Below are 17,345 nucleotides of genomic sequence, written 5' to 3' on the forward strand. Positions count from 1 at the left end.
GCATAGGACATTTGGCGCTGCCTCAAAAGGTCTTGCTGGGCCACGACAGGAACCGTCAAGCACGCCCCCTTTTGCGAGCCGTACCGCTCTGACGAAGCTGACGTCTCCCTCAGGCAATCGCCTCAAAGCCGCTTCTGCAAATTGCTCACCCACAGCCACAGGGCGTACGAGATCGAAACGATCAACAAGGGTGGCAGCAGCGAGGGCATCGGCAACGGCACAATCATCCAGACGGCGAGCCCCACCAGAACGGTCCACAGGACGCGCACCCCGAGGCTGTGTCGGATCGGGCTCTGGGCCACGAAGGAATACTTGCGGATTTCCCGCACGAGCTGGCCGTCGCTGTAGGCCGCCATCACCAAGGGAATCCCTGGCACCAGCCATCCCATCAACACTTGCAGGCGGTAGGCGACCAGGCCGATCCACAACCAGGTCGCGACGATCCGGCCCTGCGCCCAAGCGCTGAGGTCGGAACTCCCAAAGGGTCCCTGCCCTGTCGATTGAGCGTCGATGATGAAGCTGCGAAAATCCGACGCCAGCGATTTTTCGATATCGTCCAGGGTACGACCGTAGACAGCGCTCTCACCCTTGCCAGCAATCGCGTAGACCTCCGCCCGTTCGGCGATCCAGGCATTGCGGATCACTACCGGCGGAATGAACGCCCAGGTGGCCGCCATGAGCAGAAACAGGGCGACGGCGACGAAGGTACTCCAGGCGCTGTCGGTGCGCGCAGGCCTCATGGCTGCGTCAGCAGGATGGGAAACCGTCCCTTGAGCGTCCGGCCGCCCGAAAGCCGGGCGATGAAATGCAGTGGCGGCAGTTCACCCAGCATCGCCGCCGGAAAGAATTCCGCCTCCGCCTCCATGATCTGTTCCTGGTAGGACGCGGTGTATTCGTCCTGCACGTGGCTATCGACATTGTGCCCGTAGCGCAGTGCCATCGACCGTACCTTGATCTGCGGCATGCCTTCAGCCAGGTATTTTTGCGTTTCGGAATCCAGAACGCGCAGGGCGATCTTGGTGTTGGTGTTGGCGAGCACCTGGCGGGCCTTGTTTTCGTCACCGAGTCGGCTGGCAAAGTCGGCAAAGGTCTGGGTCGCGATGGTCACTCGGAAATCCGCGCCGCCGCCCTTGTTCATGAGTTGAATGGCCGGCTGGTTGAGGACCTCGGCGGCTTCGTCGATGAAGAGATTGACCGGCGTCAGCGAATCAATGCCGTAGTTGTAGCGGTCGCCCGCCACGGCGGCGAGATCGGCCAGCAGGATCGAACCGATCGCGCTGCCCACCGTCGAGTCGGCCAGCGAATCCAGACCGATGTAGACCACCTTGTTGCCGTGGATGATCTTCGACATGTCGGTCACCAGCCGCTCGTGACCGGGCTCGAAATCCGGTGACAGAAGCGCCTGCAGGGGGTCACTGGTGAGCATCGAGAGAATCGGGATTAGCGACGCCACCATCTTCTGGAAGTGCTCGCGATTGTGCTCGTAGGTCGAGATCAAGCCATCGAGATCCACGGACTGCGCTTCATGGATGGCGATCTCCCGATAGAAGGCGATGTAGGCTTCCAGCAGCCGATCCTTGTAACGCCGGATATGGGACGCAGCCCGGCTTTCCCAGTCCTTGACCTGGCGGGTGAAATGAACTTTCAACGCCCGCTGCAGGAGGCTCTCGGGTCCGCCTTCGACATACCGTCGCAACTGCACCAGGTTCGGACGATGGCCAGTGGCAATCATGCCGTTGGTGATGTCGTTGAGCACTTTCCAGCCGAAGGCGGTGAACGGGTCGGCACCGGTTTCCGAGGGGATCAACGCCGCCACGCGACTGGCCAACTCGGTCTTGCGGTTCCAGTTGCGCAAGGGATCGATGCACGCCGATCGGTCGGGATGCGCCGGATGAAAATACACGAAGCGCTCCCCTGCCCCGCTGGCGTCACACGCGGCGCGGGCATTTCTGGCGAGCGCGTGATCACCCTTCGGATCGATGATGATCACTGTCTCGCCCCGGAAGATCGCCTGGGCGATGAGCAGATCGAACAGGCGTGTCTTGCCGACACGGGTCGTGCCGACGATCAGGGTGTGCCCGACCAGGTGGGCGAGTTCCGAATAGAGATCGTTTTCGGGAGCGAGGCCGTGAACCCAGTAGGCGCCCTCGGTCTGTTGGGCGGCTTTGCCGAGCGTCCTGACGACGCCGAGTGAAATCAGGGTATGCAGCTTGCTCGCCTCGATGTCGGTCCAGGGAAAGCCTGTGCCCAGCCAGAGCGCCTGCCGTTGAGCGGCCTGGTGAGCCTTCTTTTCGAGTTCCCCGAGATCAATGAACGCCTTGCCGAACGAGCGCAGACGCGAGGCATCCAGCAGCCGCTGGTAGGCCTGGTAACCGCGGCAGGCCGCCGCGAGAGCACATCCGACGGCAAGCAGCGCCGAGAACTGGGAGAACAACGGAACCGCCCAGGAGAAGGCGATGATCAGGGCCGACGCGAGCGCCCAGACCAGCGCCATTTTGGCTTCAAAATTGGGGCGCCACGGGACCTCGAAGTCGTAGGGAGACGAGACGGCCATCATGCGCTGCTCGACGATGGCGCCGACGGATGGCCGGCACGCTTTCTTCTGTCGCGCGTTTTTGCGTGTGCCGTGACCCGTTTCGCCGGATCGAACGTCTGGTCTGGCTGGATCGTCGGCGCTGCGAAGGCGATGGACTGATCCAGGTCGGGCCAGCGATTGGCGTCGCCGTCATCCCTGACAAGCAGCGGTTCAGGGAACTGGCCGCCCGATCCTGTGCGCATCATGGCACTGAGATCGATGACCGGCGTTTTCATCGGAGGCAAACGGCGCTCAATGCTGGACGGCGTCAGCGCCCTGCCGCCGCACCCGCGTCGTTGGCCTGGAAAAGCAGGTGCATGACGGCAACGCCGGCCCAGATCGCTACCGGCCATTCGGCCGCTGGAATCCAGATCGTGAGCACCAGCAGCCCCTCGATTCCAATCGACAGCACGGCGAGAGCGCCGGCGAACCGACGATTGCAAATTCCGCCGTGTCTGGACACGGCGAGAATGAATCCCAGCCAGACCACGGCGCTGAGAACGGCTACGTCCAGCGACCGGCCCCTGACGAGCTGTTCCGTCAGGCCGCCGAGAAGTGTCGCGCCCATAGCCAACCAGACGAAGCCTGCCGAATCCGGTATCGATTTCCAGTCACTACGAAGACTCAAGAGGCGCCAGCAATGCGACGCCAGGGATGTGATCAGTCCGGATTGTTCGTCGCGCATGTTCTCCTCCTCCGTAATGAGTGCCCTACAACGTCCCGACCCAGCGCGAGCGGCGCCGATCGGGACGCTATCCAGAACGATTCTACGGATGGCTGAAAAAATGCAAGTCCCCGAAAAGCGTCCTTTCGGGCCGCTTTTCGGAAAAAGTTATCCACAGAAAATGCCCCTCAGGGAAGTTATCCACGTGAAACCTGTCTCAAACGCCATTCGCCGCAAACCCAGGCTATAAGGGGCTTCCAGAGGAGGGGAAAAGTTGTCCACGTGAAACCTGTCTCAGTTAACGTGAAACCTGTCTCATAACGACGTGAAACCTGTCTCACGACCTCGGCTGCAGGCCTTGCGTGGCAAGGCTTTGAGGGGGGTCTACAAGTAGTAAACAAGTAAATTCAAGTAATTTACAAGTAAGGGGCGGTCGCGCCTGTGGATAACTACGTGGCGGCGCGCCGCTCGAGCCGCAGAAGGAGCAACGCGCCGACCGCAGTGCAGCGGAGTCGAGGGCGAAAAGAGCAAAAAAAGCGAAAAGCGGCTTACCAGGAGAAAAACCACGGTCGTGGCAATCAGGCGGGGATGGCCAGATCGGTACCTCACCGCGGCAGGGTTGTGCAGGGTGTGAAACGGTCACCGTGCAACGTGCTGCCTGAGAGGCCTTCACGCCACCACCGTGCAAGACGTCTCGCTGCGCGTATGGCCCACGAGGGGCAAACGATCAGCGTCAGCGTCCATCACACGCACCGTCACCACCCGGAATCTCGACTGTGGATTTCGAATCGTCCGATTCCACAGCGATTCAGGCTGCCACGTACCGTAGCTCCGCGGCCCATAGCCCTTCGCGATCTGACGTCTTCCCACGCCTTGCGTCCAAAAAGTCACCTTTCTGGACGCTTTTCGCCTGCACCGAGGACCGGCAGGGTGCAACAGTGACGGCATGCGAACCAGCCCCCAATCCCCCCTTCTCAGGATTCCATCCCGGCGGCCCCACGTTCCGTCCGGCATCCAGGGAGCGCTATTCCCGTGACCAGGGTCGCGCGCGCCGACAAGCTGATGTCCTTCGCTTCCGAGATCAGCGATGTCGAGGTCGATGCCGAGTCGCTCGCTTTCATGGGCCAGGCGCTGGTTCAGACCACCTTGCCGCACACCGATCCCGGTGTGTCCTCCTTCGAGCGGACGAGCGGTGCCGTCTCTCTTTCGATTATCGCCGACCCGAAAATCGGCCTGCCCTTCGGCACGGTTCCCCGGCTTCTTCTGGCGTGGATCTGCACCGAAGCGGTGAAGACGAAGTCCCCGAGGCTTGATCTCGGAAGAAGCCAGAACGAGTTCCTGTACAAGCTCGGCATGAGAACCGATGGCCGCGACGGTCAGCGGCTGCGCGAGCAGTCCATGAAGCTGTTTTCTTCGGTGCTATCGATCACGTTTCAACGGCAGGGGCGATTCTGTCTGAGAAACATGGCGATCGCCGACGAGGCTCTTTTCTTCTGGGATCCGGCACGGCCTGACGACCAGAGGCGCTGGAAGAGCACCCTCAAGCTATCGGGGGCGTTCTTTCGCAACATCACCGAGTCGCCGGTACCGATCGACATGCGTGTGCTGCACGCGCTCTCCCAGTCGCCGCTGGCGATGGACATCTACTCCTGGCTCGTCTACCGCATCTTTGTCCTGCGCGTCACCCGTCACCCCAATGCCCTCATCCCCTGGCAGTCGTTGAAGCGGCAATTCGGCGCCGACTACAGCGATACCCCGCGCGGCTTGCTAGACTTCAAGAAGCGCTTTCGCCAGCGGTTGGAGGAAACCTTGCTGTTCTACCCGGAGGCCGACGTCACGGCCGAGAAAACAGGGCTCCTCGTGGCGGCCAGCCGCTTGCATATTCGTCATACAGGCGGGGCTCGGTTGTCTTCGCTGTAGGCCTGATCATTCGGCACCCTTTCGATCGAAACACCCTTCTTCGCCGCGCGCTGCTGCGAGTCGTTCCAGTCACCCAGCCAATCGGAAAGCTTGGCGATGGGAGGACCTGGCAGGGCTCCAGCCTCACGGAGCAACACGTCTTGACGACGCTCTGTCGCCCACTACAATCGTCATGCGTGGCACCAACTCCGCGCCGGCATTCGATGCGGTCTGCGGCGAGCACAAAAACGAACCGATAGACGGGGTGATTCCAGTGCGGCGGATCAGCGCCATGCGTTGCACAACCAAGGGGACAAGGACTCAAGGGTGATGGCGGCCAATCTACGGCAGCGAGTGACCGCGGTGAACGGTTTGTTGGCCGCGGTGTATGGAGAGGACACTCGACTCAGCGTCGTGCTCGAACGACTCGGCGCGAGCGAACAGGAGATCGGACACTTCCGGGAACACGCTGTCGCTGAAGCGTGCGACGGGGTGGTCGACGCGGTGAATACGTGCTTTCAGGGCCTCCGGACTGGAAACCGCGACTTCCTTGTCCTGTCCCGCCGCCTCGGGCTGGACGGCGACGTGGCCACGTTGCAGGAAGTTGGCGATGAACTTAGCGTCACAAGGGAGCGCGTCAGGCAGCTGGAAGAGCGCGCACGCCTTAAGTGTCGGGCTTCGAGAAATCGGGATGCGGTTGAAGCATGTCTCCTGGAAATCCTTGCCTTGACGCGCAGGCGTCGGCTGAGCCACGACTTGGGCGCACCCAACAATGACGTGCGCTGAACTCGGTCACCCAGGAGCTTCGCGGCGCGGCAACGCTGAGCAGCAGTAAGCACAGGCACCACCCCCTGAACTTACGGGCGCGGCGCGATCGCTGCGGGAAGTGTCGTGTTTGACGACCACACCGAGGCTCCTTGAGCCTTGGTCCTCGGTAGAATATTGGAATGCCCAAACAGATCCCGCCCTCGCCCCCCGAAATCAGTCGCCTCAGAGCCGCCGCAGCGCTCATCCCCATTATCGAGGCTGGCTTGGCCGACTCACGACTCTCTGTCGACCGCGCCGCGTACATGGCTGCCTTCTGCGAATGGACGGTAGACACCAGTCTTTCGACGATCCAAGCATGGCCAAGTTGGCAGAGACCGTCGGTAGTGGCCTGAAACGCATCAAGATGGCGCTGTCTTCAGTCGCATGAGAGCTGGCGGCCATTGGTTGCGCCACCGTGTGGATTTCGGGCTGAAAGAATAGCAGTAGCACCCCGCAACGCTGATCGACACGGGCCGGGTCACGGTCAGGAGCACCCGGCCGCGACTTTGCTTAAAAACCTTGACTTGGAGCAATCAGCCGTAAGCGGTCACTCGGCTGCGCATCTCATTTTTTTGTCGGACCGCCCGCTACGTGGCGCAAAGCAGCCGGTGGGCGCAGGATGACGTCGGTCGGCAGCCGGCCAACTGCTGTCGTTCGATGACTCCGGCAAGCAGCCCTCTGAACGGCTGCTGTACTTCGCAAGCTGCCAGAGGGCCAATGTACACAACTCACCAGAGCGGACCTTGGCTACTCAAGCCGGTTCAGGCCGCGATGAATCGCGTGGCGGACGCTTTACGAGCCTAGGGCTTGCCGCAGCAGCGCCGATTGTTAGCTTCTGCCACCGAACCGCACCGCCAGACCATCCAACGTCATGTTCTCCACAATCTCGTCATGCGGTATCAGTAGGTATCGCCACGGCTTGCCAACATAGCTCGCCGCATGATCTGAGGCGTTAGCGCACCATTTGACGGCGGCTTCCTTCTTGGCAATGACAATCGGGTCTGTAAGCTCTGTGCGTTTCTTGGGTTCCAGCATGTAGATCGTCGCAGCCGTTTCAGCAACGAAGTCGGGCTGGTATTCGAAGTCATCCGCGCCGTTCCGGTAGTAGATCTGGAACTGGCCCCTGGCCGGCTTGAACCATTTGAGAGCGTCGCGTTCCAGAATCACGGCCAGTTTTCGTTCCGAGTCGGAGTCGAACTTCTGCAGCGGGTAAAGGCATTTCGCAAAGCCGCCGAACAAGTATTTCGCCATGTTGCTCTTGTCCGCCGGCTCCACCCGGTAATTGGCAGGCGCTTCCTGCACCGAATAGGTGTAGGCGCTCTGCTTCAGCTCGGTATAGCCCTTGCTGATCTTCACTTCGTAGCCGGCCACGTCTTCCCAGTAATGCGCCTGCATCTGGGCATGGATGAAGCGCGCAATGTCGCGCTGGTAGCAGCGCAGCACCTTGCGGGTATCGTCCTCGGACAGGTAAGCCTTGAAATGCTGTACCGTTTGCGTCGCCAGGTCGTAGAGCAAGTCGGCGTGTTTGTCGTAGGAAATGTCGTCGAAGTCCACCAGGCCACTGACCACATAGTCTTCGACGCGGGCTTCCTCGAAACCGCCACGACCCAGGGACACGACATCCAGCTGATTGGTGCGCAAGTGCTGAATCCATAGCTCGTCAGATACCGCCGGATATTTCAGCGCGGCCAGATCCAGGGTAAACGGCTTGAACCCGGATTTAACTTCGCCTTTTGGCACCACCAGGATGCGCGGAATGTCGATGGTTTGCTGCGTCACCAACTCGACGGTCTTCGCCACCACAGCCGCAAAGTCCGGCTTCTCCGTCACACCCTCCAGCTCCAATTGGGTCGGCTGATGCTGTTCCTCGACCGCTTTGACGATGGCGGCCTGAATCTCCGGTTTCTTCAGATACTCGATGGTAGGCACGGTCTGCGGCTGGCTTTCCAGCTTGCGGATGATCTCATAGGTGATCTGCGCCACTTTCTGCTCTGCCGGCTTCGTGAATACCGGCGCCTGATCCCGCCCGGCAACCGTCGTGCTGCTGGTCGCGTGTGCCGGCCTTAAGCCCAGCTTGGTGGCCAGGTGCGATTGCGACACCACCGTGGTCGTCTTCTGCCCAAGCGTATCCATATCCAGCACCACCGCTTGCAAATGAATGGCCGAATCCGGCTTGTTGGCCTCGGTGATGATTTCCTGGAACTTGTCATGGGCAACGATGTTCAGCCGATCAACCGCCGTTACGCCGGTGCGTTTGCCATAGGGCAGCCGCAAGCCGCGCCCGATGGATTGCTCGATGAGGATGCGGGCGTTGGCCGCCCGCAGCGGCACGATGGTGTAGAGATTGGTCACGTCCCAGCCCTCCTTGAGCATGTTGACGTGAATCACGATCTCCGTTGGCTCGTCTGTGCGCTCGACCTTGAGCAGGCGGCCAATCATCTCCTCTTCTTCCGCACCGGTCTTGCTCGAATCCACCTGGATGACCTTGTCGCGGTAGCGCCCCTCGAAGAAGTTGTTTGACTTGATCAGCTCGGTCAGTTGCCCGGCGTGGGTGGTATCGCGGGCAATCACCAGCAGGAAGGGTTTGACTATGGCGTTGTCGCTCTCGCGGGCATAGGTCTCCAGTTCCACCTTAACGCTTTCGTGCAGGCGCACGCCGTCTTCCAACTTCAGCCGCTCTATCTCCTCAACCGACATGCCCGCAGGATGGAAGTTCTTGCGCGTAACCACCGCCGGTTCCTTGACGAAACCATCCTTCATCGCCTGACCCAGTGGATAGTCGACAATCACGTTCTTGAACGCCACCGCACCGCGCGGCGTCTCCACGAACGGCGTGGCGGTCAGCTCCAGCCCCAGAATCGGCTTCAACTCGTTGATGGCGCGAATGCCGGCGCTCGCCCGGTAGCGATGCGATTCATCCATCAGCATCACCAGGTCCGGCAAGCCAGCCAGATAGTCGAAGTAGCTTTCGCCGATGTACTCGGAAAGCCGCTTGATACGCGGCGACTTGCCGCCGCGTACCTCGGAAGTGATCTTGGCGATGTTGAAGATGTTGATCCGGACGCCGCCGAAGAGCGTACCGCTACGCGGGTCACGTTGGTCGTAGTTGTCGCCGGTGACGATCGAAGGTGCGTCGATGGCGAATTCCGCGATACCCCGGAACACGTATTTGGGATGATTGCGGTCGCTGAAGTCGGCGATCAGCTTGTTGTAGATGGTCAGGTTTGGCGCCAGCACAAAGAAGTTGTCGATGCCGTGCGCCAAGTGCAGATAGCTGATGAAAGCCCCCATCAGCCGCGTCTTTCCCACGCCTGTGGCGAGCGCGAAGCACAGCGAAGGAAAGTCGCGCTCGAAGTCCGTCACCGAAGGAAACTCGCTGCGGATGGCCTCCAGCATTGCCGCGACATCGGCGCGCTTTCCGGGCGGAGCAATCTCCGTAATGCGGTCGAGTATTTCCAGCGAGCGGCGCTGCGGATGGCGCAGGCTCAGGCGGCCGGCAATGGCGTTGACGTGGCGGTTCATCGGGGCATTGGCTTTGCGTTTGGCTTCACATGCACGCACTCGCCGTTGCGCTGGACGACAAGCTCGGTATTCGTACTAAGCGCCACTTGCTCCGCCCGTTTTGCAGCACGGCGGATGGCCACCCAGGAAGCCGCCAGATCAGGGTCTTTCGCGAGTTCTATTTTTTTCTGGTTCATGGTTTTTCTCCCCAATTGCTCAGCACCGGCTCATCGCCCGCATTGTCATAGATCGCCCAGGCATCCACTGCATCGCGATAGACCTGCTCAAGATTCCGTAGCCCCGCAACAAAACGCCTACGGATAACATCGCTCGGCACGTCATGCCCGCCCTGACGCACGCGCTCTGCCACCCGATCAATCGCCATTTGCGGGTTTGGCAATGACAGGAAAAACAGCGTGACGTGATAGCCGGCCTCGCGCCAAAGGCGAACGCGGCGCGCATAGGCCAGACCGGAAAGCGTCGTCTCGAATGCAAAACTCTCGCCACGTCGTTCAAGCTCGGTCATGCTTTCCAGCATGATGCGCGCCGCCTTGACCGCCGCCACCTCAGGCGCAAACGGCGACAATCCCGCCGCAATCAGGTCAGCATTGATGAACTGCGGACATCCCGCCTCATTGGGCAGAAACTCACGCGCGAAGGTCGTTTTCCCCGCACCGTTCGGCCCGGCAATGATGATAATTTTTTTCATGGCAGGAGCCCGCCCGTTCCGACTGATTGCCGACACGCTGCGTCGGAATTCGCCGCCAGCATCAGTTGCAGATAGTGCAGGCATGTGCGGCGACGCAGTGCCACTTTCTCCACGCCGATCATGCCTCCTCCTCATCAAAAAGGTTCTGCTGGCCGGGCTTGGGTGGCTCCTTGGGCAGGTTCTCGACCTGCAAGGAATAATCGTCGTGCCCCCACTCGCAACGGGCGAGCACCTGGTTGGGAATCTTCTTTACCGTCAGATTGGGATAGGCATCGGCCTTGGCACGGAAGGCGGTGCAGAGGACCAGCAGCGACTGATCCGGCCCGACCGCGTCGGAGAGTTGCTGCAATTGCTCGTGGGTCAGGCTGGCGGTAGTCACATAGACGAAGTCCCGCTCGGTGGAACGGCCGTGCTGCCAATACACCGCGTCCGAAGGCGCATAGGTGAAGCCTTCGAGCTTGCACAACGCCTCGGCCAGCATGGCGGCGTTGTAGTCGTGGTTGATGACCCAGTTGCCCCATTTGTCCTTTTCCAGCAGCGATGGCGCCAGACGGTAATAGCGGAAACCGCCGCCGCCCTGCCAGTTCACCGTCTTGCTGATGCCACCAGGGTCTTCACCGTCAATGACCTTTTTCAGGCGCGGAATGATGTGCGTGTGGCAATGTTCGCCCAGCTCGACCATGATCCAGCGCCGGCCCATCTTGTGGGCGACGGCACCGGTGGTGCCAGAGCCGGCGAAGGAGTCTAGGACAAGGTCGCCGGGGTTGGAAGCAGCTTCTAGAATCCGCTTGATCAGCCGCTCTGGTTTCGGAGTAATAAACATTTCGTCGGCGTCAGCTGAAATCGCACGCAGTTCATTCTTTGCCTCAGCATTGTGTCCCGCCTCATCGTGTGACCACCAGGTCGATGGAACAACACCGCCTTGAACTTCCGATAGAAACCGTTTTTGTGCAGGTGTATTGCCGCCCTTCTCGCCCCACCAGATGCGGTTATCGGTCTGCATTCCAAGAAACTTATCCTCGGAAATACGCCAGTAAGTTCCCTTTGGCGGGCCTTCAATTACTCGGCCAGAGGGGGATTTGATCGAATACAAACCTTTGCCGTAGTAATTTCGAGCTTGTATCGGGGTCGCCTTCCAAGGTCCACGAGGGTCGCTATCTGGATTCTTGTAGGCATCGTCCTGTTTCGCCGTTCTTGGAAGATCATTCCGCCGCCACTTCTCTGCATTTTTTGTATAAACGAGAATGTAATCATGCATTCCAGAAAAATGTTTGGCAGTGTTCTTCGTCGTGTAAATTTTTTGCCAAACCACAGAGGTAATGAAATTCGCCCGCCCAAACACCTCATCGCATAACACCTTGAGGTAATGCGCCTCGTTGTCGTCAATGGTGATCCACAGCGAACCGTCCTCCGACAACAGCCGCCGGATAATCTCCAGCCGGTCGCGCATCAGCGACAGCCAGATCGAATGCTCGACGCCATCGTCGTAATGGGTGAAGGCGCTACCGGTGTTGTAGGGCGGGTCGATGAAGACGCATTTCACCTTGCCGGAAAACTCGGCCTCCAGCGCCTTCAACGCCAGCAGGTTGTCTCCGAAGATCAGCCGGTTGTCGAAGATGTCCTCATCGCTCATTCGATGGGCGGCGTGATAACTCCGGGCCAGGTCTTCCAGCAAGATGCGCGGCTCCAGCCGCGGCCGGTTCTCCTTGCCGATCCAAGTGAGTTCGAGTTTTTGTTTTTTGCTCATTGCATTGCTCTTCTCGATATTTTTTGGTCAAGCACCTTGAGGCGGCGCCTGAACCTGCTGCTTGGCATCCTGCTCGGCCAGTCGCTGCAACACATTGTTGGCGAGTGGCTGCGAATCCGTGAGATTGCCAAAGATCGCCCGATAGCCACGCATTGCCTGAAGCGGTTCCGAGCTTGCGTAGATCAGCTCGGAAATCTGGTTGGTGCGTTGGGAAAGGAGCGTCTGATCCTCGGCGGCAAGTTCGAATTTTGGTTTGGCAAGCACATCGGCGGAGCGCAACGCAACAAAGGCCATGATGAGGTAGCGGCCGTGCCTAAAGAACATGCGCCGGCTGTATATGTTTTCCGAGCGTTCGGTGTCCGCGAGGATACGGTCGATGAAGCGATAGGCACGCACCAGCCGGCAGACCCGCACGCCCGACAAGCCTGCCGGAAAGAGTTGGCCGTAAAGCGCGCCGTCCTGTTCCCACAGGCGGCCAATTTCTTTCTTGGCGCTCACCACGAAGTCGATGGCGCTGGTCGGCCTGGGGTGTTGCTGAAGTTCGGCGGCACTTCTGACCTTGAAGCCCAGGCAGGCCAAGGCGACGGCGGCTTCCTCCAAGGTAAAGGCATCGTCCCGCCGCACCCGCGCATCCGCCGAAGGCCGGTAGTAATAGGTGATGCCCGTCGCCGCCAGTTCCTGCCGCAGGCGTTCCTGATTGGGATCGAGGGCGGCGAAATCGACGCCGCGTACGACGTTCTGGTGATTGCGGGCACGGGTGATTTTCAGGCCGATTTCGTCCGCGCCGTTACCGATCTCGATGAGGGTCACCAGCAGCTTGGCATCCGGTGAGATTGCCCCGGCCAAGGTCGCGCTGAAAATAGCCCCCGCCGTCTGCGCACCGTTGACGATGGAGAGCTTCTTGCAGCCGAAGGTACACCTAGCCGAGCTTCCCGCCGCCGGCGTGATGGTTTCGGCCACGGCCGTGATGCCGTTGTTGAGATAGAAGAAGTCGCTGGGGCGACTGCGTACGGTCTTCTCGATGGCGGTGTTGACGCCAACCGACCCGAGGTAGTGCCGGATATTTCGTTCGAATAATGCATTGCCGTGATCTTCCACCAGCTTGGCGAGAGCCGCCGCGCTAATCTGGCCATAGAAGGCTTTGCGCGGCCCGACGATGCCAGCCCAATGTTCCAGGATGATTTGATCATCGACCGTCGCAGGCGCCTGTTCCTCGATCAGCCAGCCCCAGGTTTTTTCGAGGCCCGCCGAGTGCCACTGCATGAGTGGCCCGAAACGATTGACGACATCCCGAAAGGCATGCAGATCGGCGGTGGCATGCGCTCCAAGGGCATCCCCGAGAAAGACCACCAGCGCTTCCAGCCTCACGCCCGGCGTATCAAGTGCCTCTTCGATGTCATCCAGCCGGTTGCGTATGGCCTCGTTGAATCCATTGAACTGCCTTGCCAGTATAGCCTTGATGCCATTGATCGTTTTCTGGACGTCTGCCTGGGACGGAGCCGCCCCCGTGCGCTTGAACTTGGATTGCACGAAGGCCAGCCGATTGCCGGGGCGGTCAAAATACAGGGCGTCGATACCACCATCGTCGCTGCCATCCGTTATCGCCCCGATCGCTGTCGCGTCATCGATCTCGCACTGGCCCACCAATGCGTAGGCCGCGAGGGCGCGAGACAGACGGTCAAGGTCGTGCTGCCCTTCGGTCCAGTTTTGTCGGTCAACTTTCACGACCTTGGGAACGCTGGCGAAGAAGCGGTCTCGCAGGGCGGCTTCGATCTGGGCGACTTTTTCGTCTCGCGTCGGCATCGCGTCAGCTCAGCGTCCAGCGCAGCAGGAATAGAAGCTGCATGCTCGTGACCGGATTCAGTTTGTCCTCGATGGCCGAGATCAACTCGTCCCGCTGCCTGTCCACTTGGTCCTGCGCATCAAACAGGGCGCGCCGCTTCTGGTTGCGCTGAGCTTCGAGGGCCCTGATCTGCTTCTGACCAGCGAGCTTTTCTTCCAGGGTCAGCGCCGTCGTGGCGGCACGGCGGGCTTCCTTGATCTGGCGGTCGATTTCCTTGATTTCGCGTTCCAGTCCCACTTTCAGGTCATCGGCCCAGCCATCGAGTTTGTCGGCCTCGGCTTCAAAAAAGCGCGCGTTGCGCTCGGAAATGTCGCGCTGAATCGCTGCCTGGCGACTTTGAGCGACGGCATCAAGTGTTCCTTGAACCGTATTCACGGCTCCAAGAGGACTGGGAGCAGATGCGCAAGGCAGTGTCAGCAGGCGCCGTGCGACTTCCTCGTCCAATATCTGGCCGTCGTCGGTAAGGGCCGAAAAGATCAGGTGGTCCTCTGCCTGGTCGAGCGCTTCCACCCTGAACGACGAAAGGGTAAGCCAGCCGCTCTTACCGATCAATGGTTCAAGGCTTGTGACCTTGCCGTCGTGTTGGCCGTAGTCGAACTGAATCTCTGCAGCCGGCAAGTCGCGGCTCTTTGCGTTTGCGAGCAAGGTTTCGGCCAGCGGATGCTTGAGGCGGTAAAGATGGGCGTCGCCGGAGCGGCGCGGCAGTTCATACAGGCCTAGCGGGATCGCCGCGGCTTGCTGCGGGAATGGGTTGGTCACCAGGCGAAATGCTGCATCCCCGATGAATTCGGCCTGGCCGTCCAGTTCATGCCGCGTGAGCTGCATGAGCAGCCGTTCGTAGCGATTGAGGTAGGCCCGGGAAGCTTCGTCGCGCACCTTGAGTTTCTCGCGCACTTCGTCGTCAAAGTTTTCCAGCAGTTGCTGGCGCGTGCGAGTCATCGATTCGTTGATCTCCAGGCTCAGTTCGAACTGGAGCTGATTGAAGGCGGTGGCGATCTCCTCGGGCTTGCGGCAGTTCTGGTAGATGGCGGCAATACGCTTCTCGAAATCGACGCCGGACTCGATAGCGCCCAGCACCTCGTCGCTGGCGCCGAAGACGCCTTCGAAGAGTTGGAACTTTTCCGATAGCAACTCAAACACGCGCTGGTCGGCGGCATTCTTGCGGTTGAGGAAATTGACCACCACCACGTCGTGCTTCTGGCCGTAGCGATGGCAGCGGCCGATACGCTGCTCGATGCGTTGCGGGTTCCAGGGCAGGTCGTAGTTCACCACCAGCGAGCAGAACTGGAGGTTGATGCCTTCGGCACCGGCCTCGGTGGCGATCATGATGCGGCCCTGCTCTCGGAAATAATCCACCAGCGCCGAGCGCATATCGGCGGAGCGCGAGCCGGTAAGCCGGTCGCTGCCTTGATGGCGCTCCAGCCACTGGCTATAGATCAGCTTGGAGCCATCGTCAGTATTCGAGCCGTTAAACAGGACGATGCCCTCGCGAAACGGGCTGTCCGCCAGCAAGCGCAGCAGGTAGCTCTGCGTACGGCGCGACTCGGTGAAGATGATGGCCTTCTGCGCAGCGCCGATCGCTTCCGCCTTGGCGAAGGCGATGCGCAGCGCCTTGAGCAGCGCCTTGCCCTTGGCGTTGTGTTGGATGGAGGTGGCCAGTTGCGCGAAGGCATCGAGGTCGGCGATTTCCTGCTCAAGCGACCGGCGGTCGTCTTCGGTGATCAGTTCAAGCGGTTCGTCGTCTAACCATTCCTCGGCCGTTGCGTCAAGTGCTTCGTAGTCCTGGTCCAGCTCGTCCGCAAGCGATTCGGCGACTTGGTATTTGCGCAACTTGGCCTTGAGGCGCTTGGAAATCGAGGTAAGCGCCCCGGCAATGGCGAAGGTGGATGAGGCCAGGAGCTTCCTCAGCACCAGCGTCATCAGGCTGCGCTGGCTGGGCGGCAGCGCTTGAAGATTGTCCCGTTGCAGGTAGTCGGAGACGAGATGGTAGAGCCGGTCTTCGCCTTCCTCTGGCGTGAATTCCTCGACCAGCGGCAAGCGCTTGGTATAGGGAATGTATGCCACAACTTGTCGACGCAGGGTGCGGTGGCAGACGGGCTTGAGGCGCGCCTTAAGCGTCTGGAATACCTGCTCCTGATTGAGATTGGCGAACTGCTCTCGGAAGCTCTTCAAGTCGCCGAAGGTGTGCTCGTCGATGAAACTTACCAGGCCAAACAACTCCAGCAAGGAATTCTGCAAGGGCGTCGCCGTGAGCAGCAGCTTGTGCTTGCCGGCCAGTGCCAGTTTGAGTGTATTGGCGATGACGTTCGACGGTTTGTAGACGTTACGCAGCCGATGCGCCTCGTCAATTACCACCAGGTCCCACGGAACAGCCTGAACGTCGGCGGCCTTGATCTTGGCAAACTGGTAGGAACAGATAACGATTTCTGGCGCTTCAAAGGGGCAGAGCTGGCCCTGCCTGATCGCAGCGTTATAGGGCTTGGCTTCCAGAATCCGGCAGGGCAGAAAGAATTTTTCAGCCAGCTCCTGAAACCACTGTTTGCGCAGATTGGACGGGGTGATCACCAGAATGCGCCGCTTCCGCTCGGCCCACTTCTGCGAAAGCACTAGACCCGCCTCGATGGTTTTGCCGAGGCCCACCTCGTCGGCGAGCAGGGCGCCCTTCGATAACGGCGAATTGAATGCGAACAGAGCGGCATCCACTTGGTGCGGGTTGAGATCGACTTGAGCATCGACCAACGCTCCGGCCAGCTTCTCGACGCTATCCAGCGGGCAGCGGCGCGTCAGCTCGTAGGCAAAATATTTGGTGTGGTAGGCGGAAATCACTAGCTGGGATCTATTGGTATTTTGGGGATTGTCCTGCAACGCAGAGGAAAGTCAAAAATAATCTCGAAGAGAAATGTAGTGCTGCTTTCTTAAAGATGGAGACGCTTTCGGCAGACGTGGAATCGGCGCTGAATCCTCGCGCTGCTGCAATTCATAGGTTCCGCGTTGCGCGCAACACTACACTACCCCGTGCGCATGACAAGCCGCTACTCGCCCCACGGCTACTCCCGCTAAACGTCGAACGTCATGTTCCCCCTACTTCGCATCACGCGGGATGTCGCTGAGCATCAACTTCGCGGCAGGAAGGGCCGCTAAGATCGATACATTTTTCGGGCCTGTAGGGCCTCCCAAGAACTCATGCGCGAGTGCTTGGAGGCAGTGTCTATGCGCGTCAGCTAAAAAACGTATAGCAGCCGAAACCAAGCAGAAGTACCACCGGCAGGAATGGCCGAGAACTTGCCAGTAAGCAGTCGGCTGGAACGGCCGCTCGACTTTGTTACCCGCCATTCAGCAGGCGGCTGGCTGAAGGTCCGGATTGGGTCGATTGCCGTCACCAAACCACGAAAGTTCAGTGGCCGCTCCCAAGCCACAAGCGGCCAGCCAGAACAGTTACTGCTGAGGCCGAGCGCCAAAGGCCGGACCTGACTGAGAGCCGTCGTTCAGATTCTTCAGGCCACTGGCAGCGATCGACCCTAAGCGGAAGTAGCTCGAATTGAAAAGCTGCCGCTCAACGTCGCGATAACCTGCAGATTACAGCGAGCTTCTTGTAAACGA

Annotated in this window: 13 protein-coding genes; 3 read left to right on the forward strand and 10 right to left on the reverse strand. The window is 60.0% G+C overall.

Features of this window, described 5'->3' with window-relative positions; translation table 11 throughout:
* Positions 1-122: 122 nt before the first annotated feature.
* Genes QZ634_RS06820 through QZ634_RS06835 form a run of 4 tightly spaced genes read right to left on the reverse strand, consistent with a single transcriptional unit; the run spans position 123 to position 3,260 of the window.
* Positions 123-740 (reverse strand): DUF4400 domain-containing protein, encoded by a 618-nt coding sequence (locus tag QZ634_RS06820; protein WP_291986673.1) that lies wholly within the window; start codon positions 738-740, stop codon positions 123-125.
* The gene (traD, locus tag QZ634_RS06825) at positions 737-2,557 is read right to left on the reverse strand and encodes a conjugative transfer system coupling protein TraD (RefSeq protein WP_291986675.1); all 1,821 of its coding nucleotides are present in this window, start codon (positions 2,555-2,557) and stop codon (positions 737-739) included. The genes QZ634_RS06820 and traD overlap by 4 nt, the downstream gene beginning before the upstream one ends.
* On the reverse strand, positions 2,554-2,811 hold the full coding sequence (locus QZ634_RS06830; RefSeq protein ID WP_291986677.1) for a hypothetical protein: 258 nt from the start codon (positions 2,809-2,811) through the stop codon (positions 2,554-2,556). Before QZ634_RS06830 ends, traD begins: the two co-directional genes overlap by 4 nt.
* Positions 2,812-2,843: 32 nt before the next feature.
* Entirely contained in the window at positions 2,844-3,260 is a 417-nt protein-coding gene (locus QZ634_RS06835) for a hypothetical protein (protein ID WP_291986679.1), read from the reverse strand.
* A gap of 1,098 nt (positions 3,261-4,358) precedes the next feature.
* On the opposite strand from QZ634_RS06835, the gene QZ634_RS06840 reads away from it, so the two are divergent.
* Together QZ634_RS06840 and QZ634_RS21515 are read left to right on the forward strand one after the other, a co-directional pair.
* Complete coding sequence (locus tag QZ634_RS06840) at positions 4,359-5,159, forward strand: replication protein RepA (protein ID WP_291986681.1); 801 nt, start codon at positions 4,359-4,361, stop codon at positions 5,157-5,159.
* A gap of 309 nt (positions 5,160-5,468) precedes the next feature.
* Positions 5,469-5,924, forward strand: a complete 456-nt coding sequence (locus QZ634_RS21515) for a sigma factor-like helix-turn-helix DNA-binding protein (protein ID WP_366145381.1) — start codon at positions 5,469-5,471, stop codon at positions 5,922-5,924.
* Between the two features lie 849 nt (positions 5,925-6,773).
* Here QZ634_RS21515 and QZ634_RS06850 read toward each other — a convergent pair.
* The 5 genes from QZ634_RS06850 to QZ634_RS06870 all read right to left on the reverse strand — a co-directional run bounded on the left by QZ634_RS06850 (position 6,774) and on the right by QZ634_RS06870 (position 13,000).
* A complete protein-coding gene (locus tag QZ634_RS06850) occupies positions 6,774-9,467 on the reverse strand; it encodes a DEAD/DEAH box helicase family protein (RefSeq protein WP_291986685.1) in 2,694 nt (897 codons plus the stop codon).
* A complete protein-coding gene (locus tag QZ634_RS06855; protein WP_291986687.1) occupies positions 9,464-9,643 on the reverse strand; it encodes a hypothetical protein in 180 nt (59 codons plus the stop codon). The genes QZ634_RS06850 and QZ634_RS06855 overlap by 4 nt, the downstream gene beginning before the upstream one ends.
* Positions 9,640-10,155: a zeta toxin family protein gene (locus tag QZ634_RS06860; protein ID WP_291986689.1), complete on the reverse strand. Its 516-nt coding sequence runs from the start codon at positions 10,153-10,155 to the stop codon at positions 9,640-9,642. Before QZ634_RS06860 ends, QZ634_RS06855 begins: the two co-directional genes overlap by 4 nt.
* A 118-nt stretch (positions 10,156-10,273) precedes the next feature.
* Positions 10,274-11,902: a site-specific DNA-methyltransferase gene (locus QZ634_RS06865; protein ID WP_291986691.1), complete on the reverse strand. Its 1,629-nt coding sequence runs from the start codon at positions 11,900-11,902 to the stop codon at positions 10,274-10,276.
* A 27-nt stretch (positions 11,903-11,929) separates the two neighbouring features.
* On the reverse strand, positions 11,930-13,000 hold the full coding sequence (locus QZ634_RS06870) for an AIPR family protein (protein WP_291988057.1): 1,071 nt from the start codon (positions 12,998-13,000) through the stop codon (positions 11,930-11,932).
* Here QZ634_RS06870 and QZ634_RS06875 point away from each other — a divergent pair.
* The gene (locus QZ634_RS06875) at positions 12,989-13,756 is read left to right on the forward strand and encodes a hypothetical protein (RefSeq protein ID WP_291988115.1); all 768 of its coding nucleotides are present in this window, start codon (positions 12,989-12,991) and stop codon (positions 13,754-13,756) included. The two genes, QZ634_RS06870 and QZ634_RS06875, sit on opposite strands and share 12 nt — an antisense overlap.
* Here QZ634_RS06875 and QZ634_RS06880 read toward each other — a convergent pair.
* Positions 13,710-16,571 (reverse strand): SNF2-related protein, encoded by a 2,862-nt coding sequence (locus tag QZ634_RS06880; protein ID WP_291986693.1) that lies wholly within the window; start codon positions 16,569-16,571, stop codon positions 13,710-13,712. The genes QZ634_RS06875 and QZ634_RS06880 overlap by 47 nt on opposite strands.
* Between the last annotated feature and the right edge of the window lie 774 nt (positions 16,572-17,345).

The organism is Candidatus Accumulibacter sp. ACC007 (genome assembly GCF_907163205.1).
Lineage (GTDB): Bacteria > Pseudomonadota > Gammaproteobacteria > Burkholderiales > Rhodocyclaceae > Accumulibacter > Accumulibacter regalis.

Coding starts and splice junctions, on each gene's coding strand:
- QZ634_RS06820 (WP_291986673.1), bottom strand. CDS start 740: ATGAGGCCTGCGCGCACCGACAGCGCCTGGAGTACCTTCGTCGCCGTC.
- traD (WP_291986675.1), bottom strand. CDS start 2,557: ATGATGGCCGTCTCGTCTCCCTACGACTTCGAGGTCCCGTGGCGCCCC.
- QZ634_RS06830 (WP_291986677.1), bottom strand. CDS start 2,811: ATGAAAACGCCGGTCATCGATCTCAGTGCCATGATGCGCACAGGATCG.
- QZ634_RS06835 (WP_291986679.1), bottom strand. CDS start 3,260: ATGCGCGACGAACAATCCGGACTGATCACATCCCTGGCGTCGCATTGC.
- QZ634_RS06840 (WP_291986681.1), top strand. CDS start 4,359: ATGGGCCAGGCGCTGGTTCAGACCACCTTGCCGCACACCGATCCCGGT.
- QZ634_RS21515 (WP_366145381.1), top strand. CDS start 5,469: ATGGCGGCCAATCTACGGCAGCGAGTGACCGCGGTGAACGGTTTGTTG.
- QZ634_RS06850 (WP_291986685.1), bottom strand. CDS start 9,467: ATGAACCGCCACGTCAACGCCATTGCCGGCCGCCTGAGCCTGCGCCAT.
- QZ634_RS06855 (WP_291986687.1), bottom strand. CDS start 9,643: ATGAACCAGAAAAAAATAGAACTCGCGAAAGACCCTGATCTGGCGGCT.
- QZ634_RS06860 (WP_291986689.1), bottom strand. CDS start 10,155: ATGAAAAAAATTATCATCATTGCCGGGCCGAACGGTGCGGGGAAAACG.
- QZ634_RS06865 (WP_291986691.1), bottom strand. CDS start 11,902: ATGAGCAAAAAACAAAAACTCGAACTCACTTGGATCGGCAAGGAGAAC.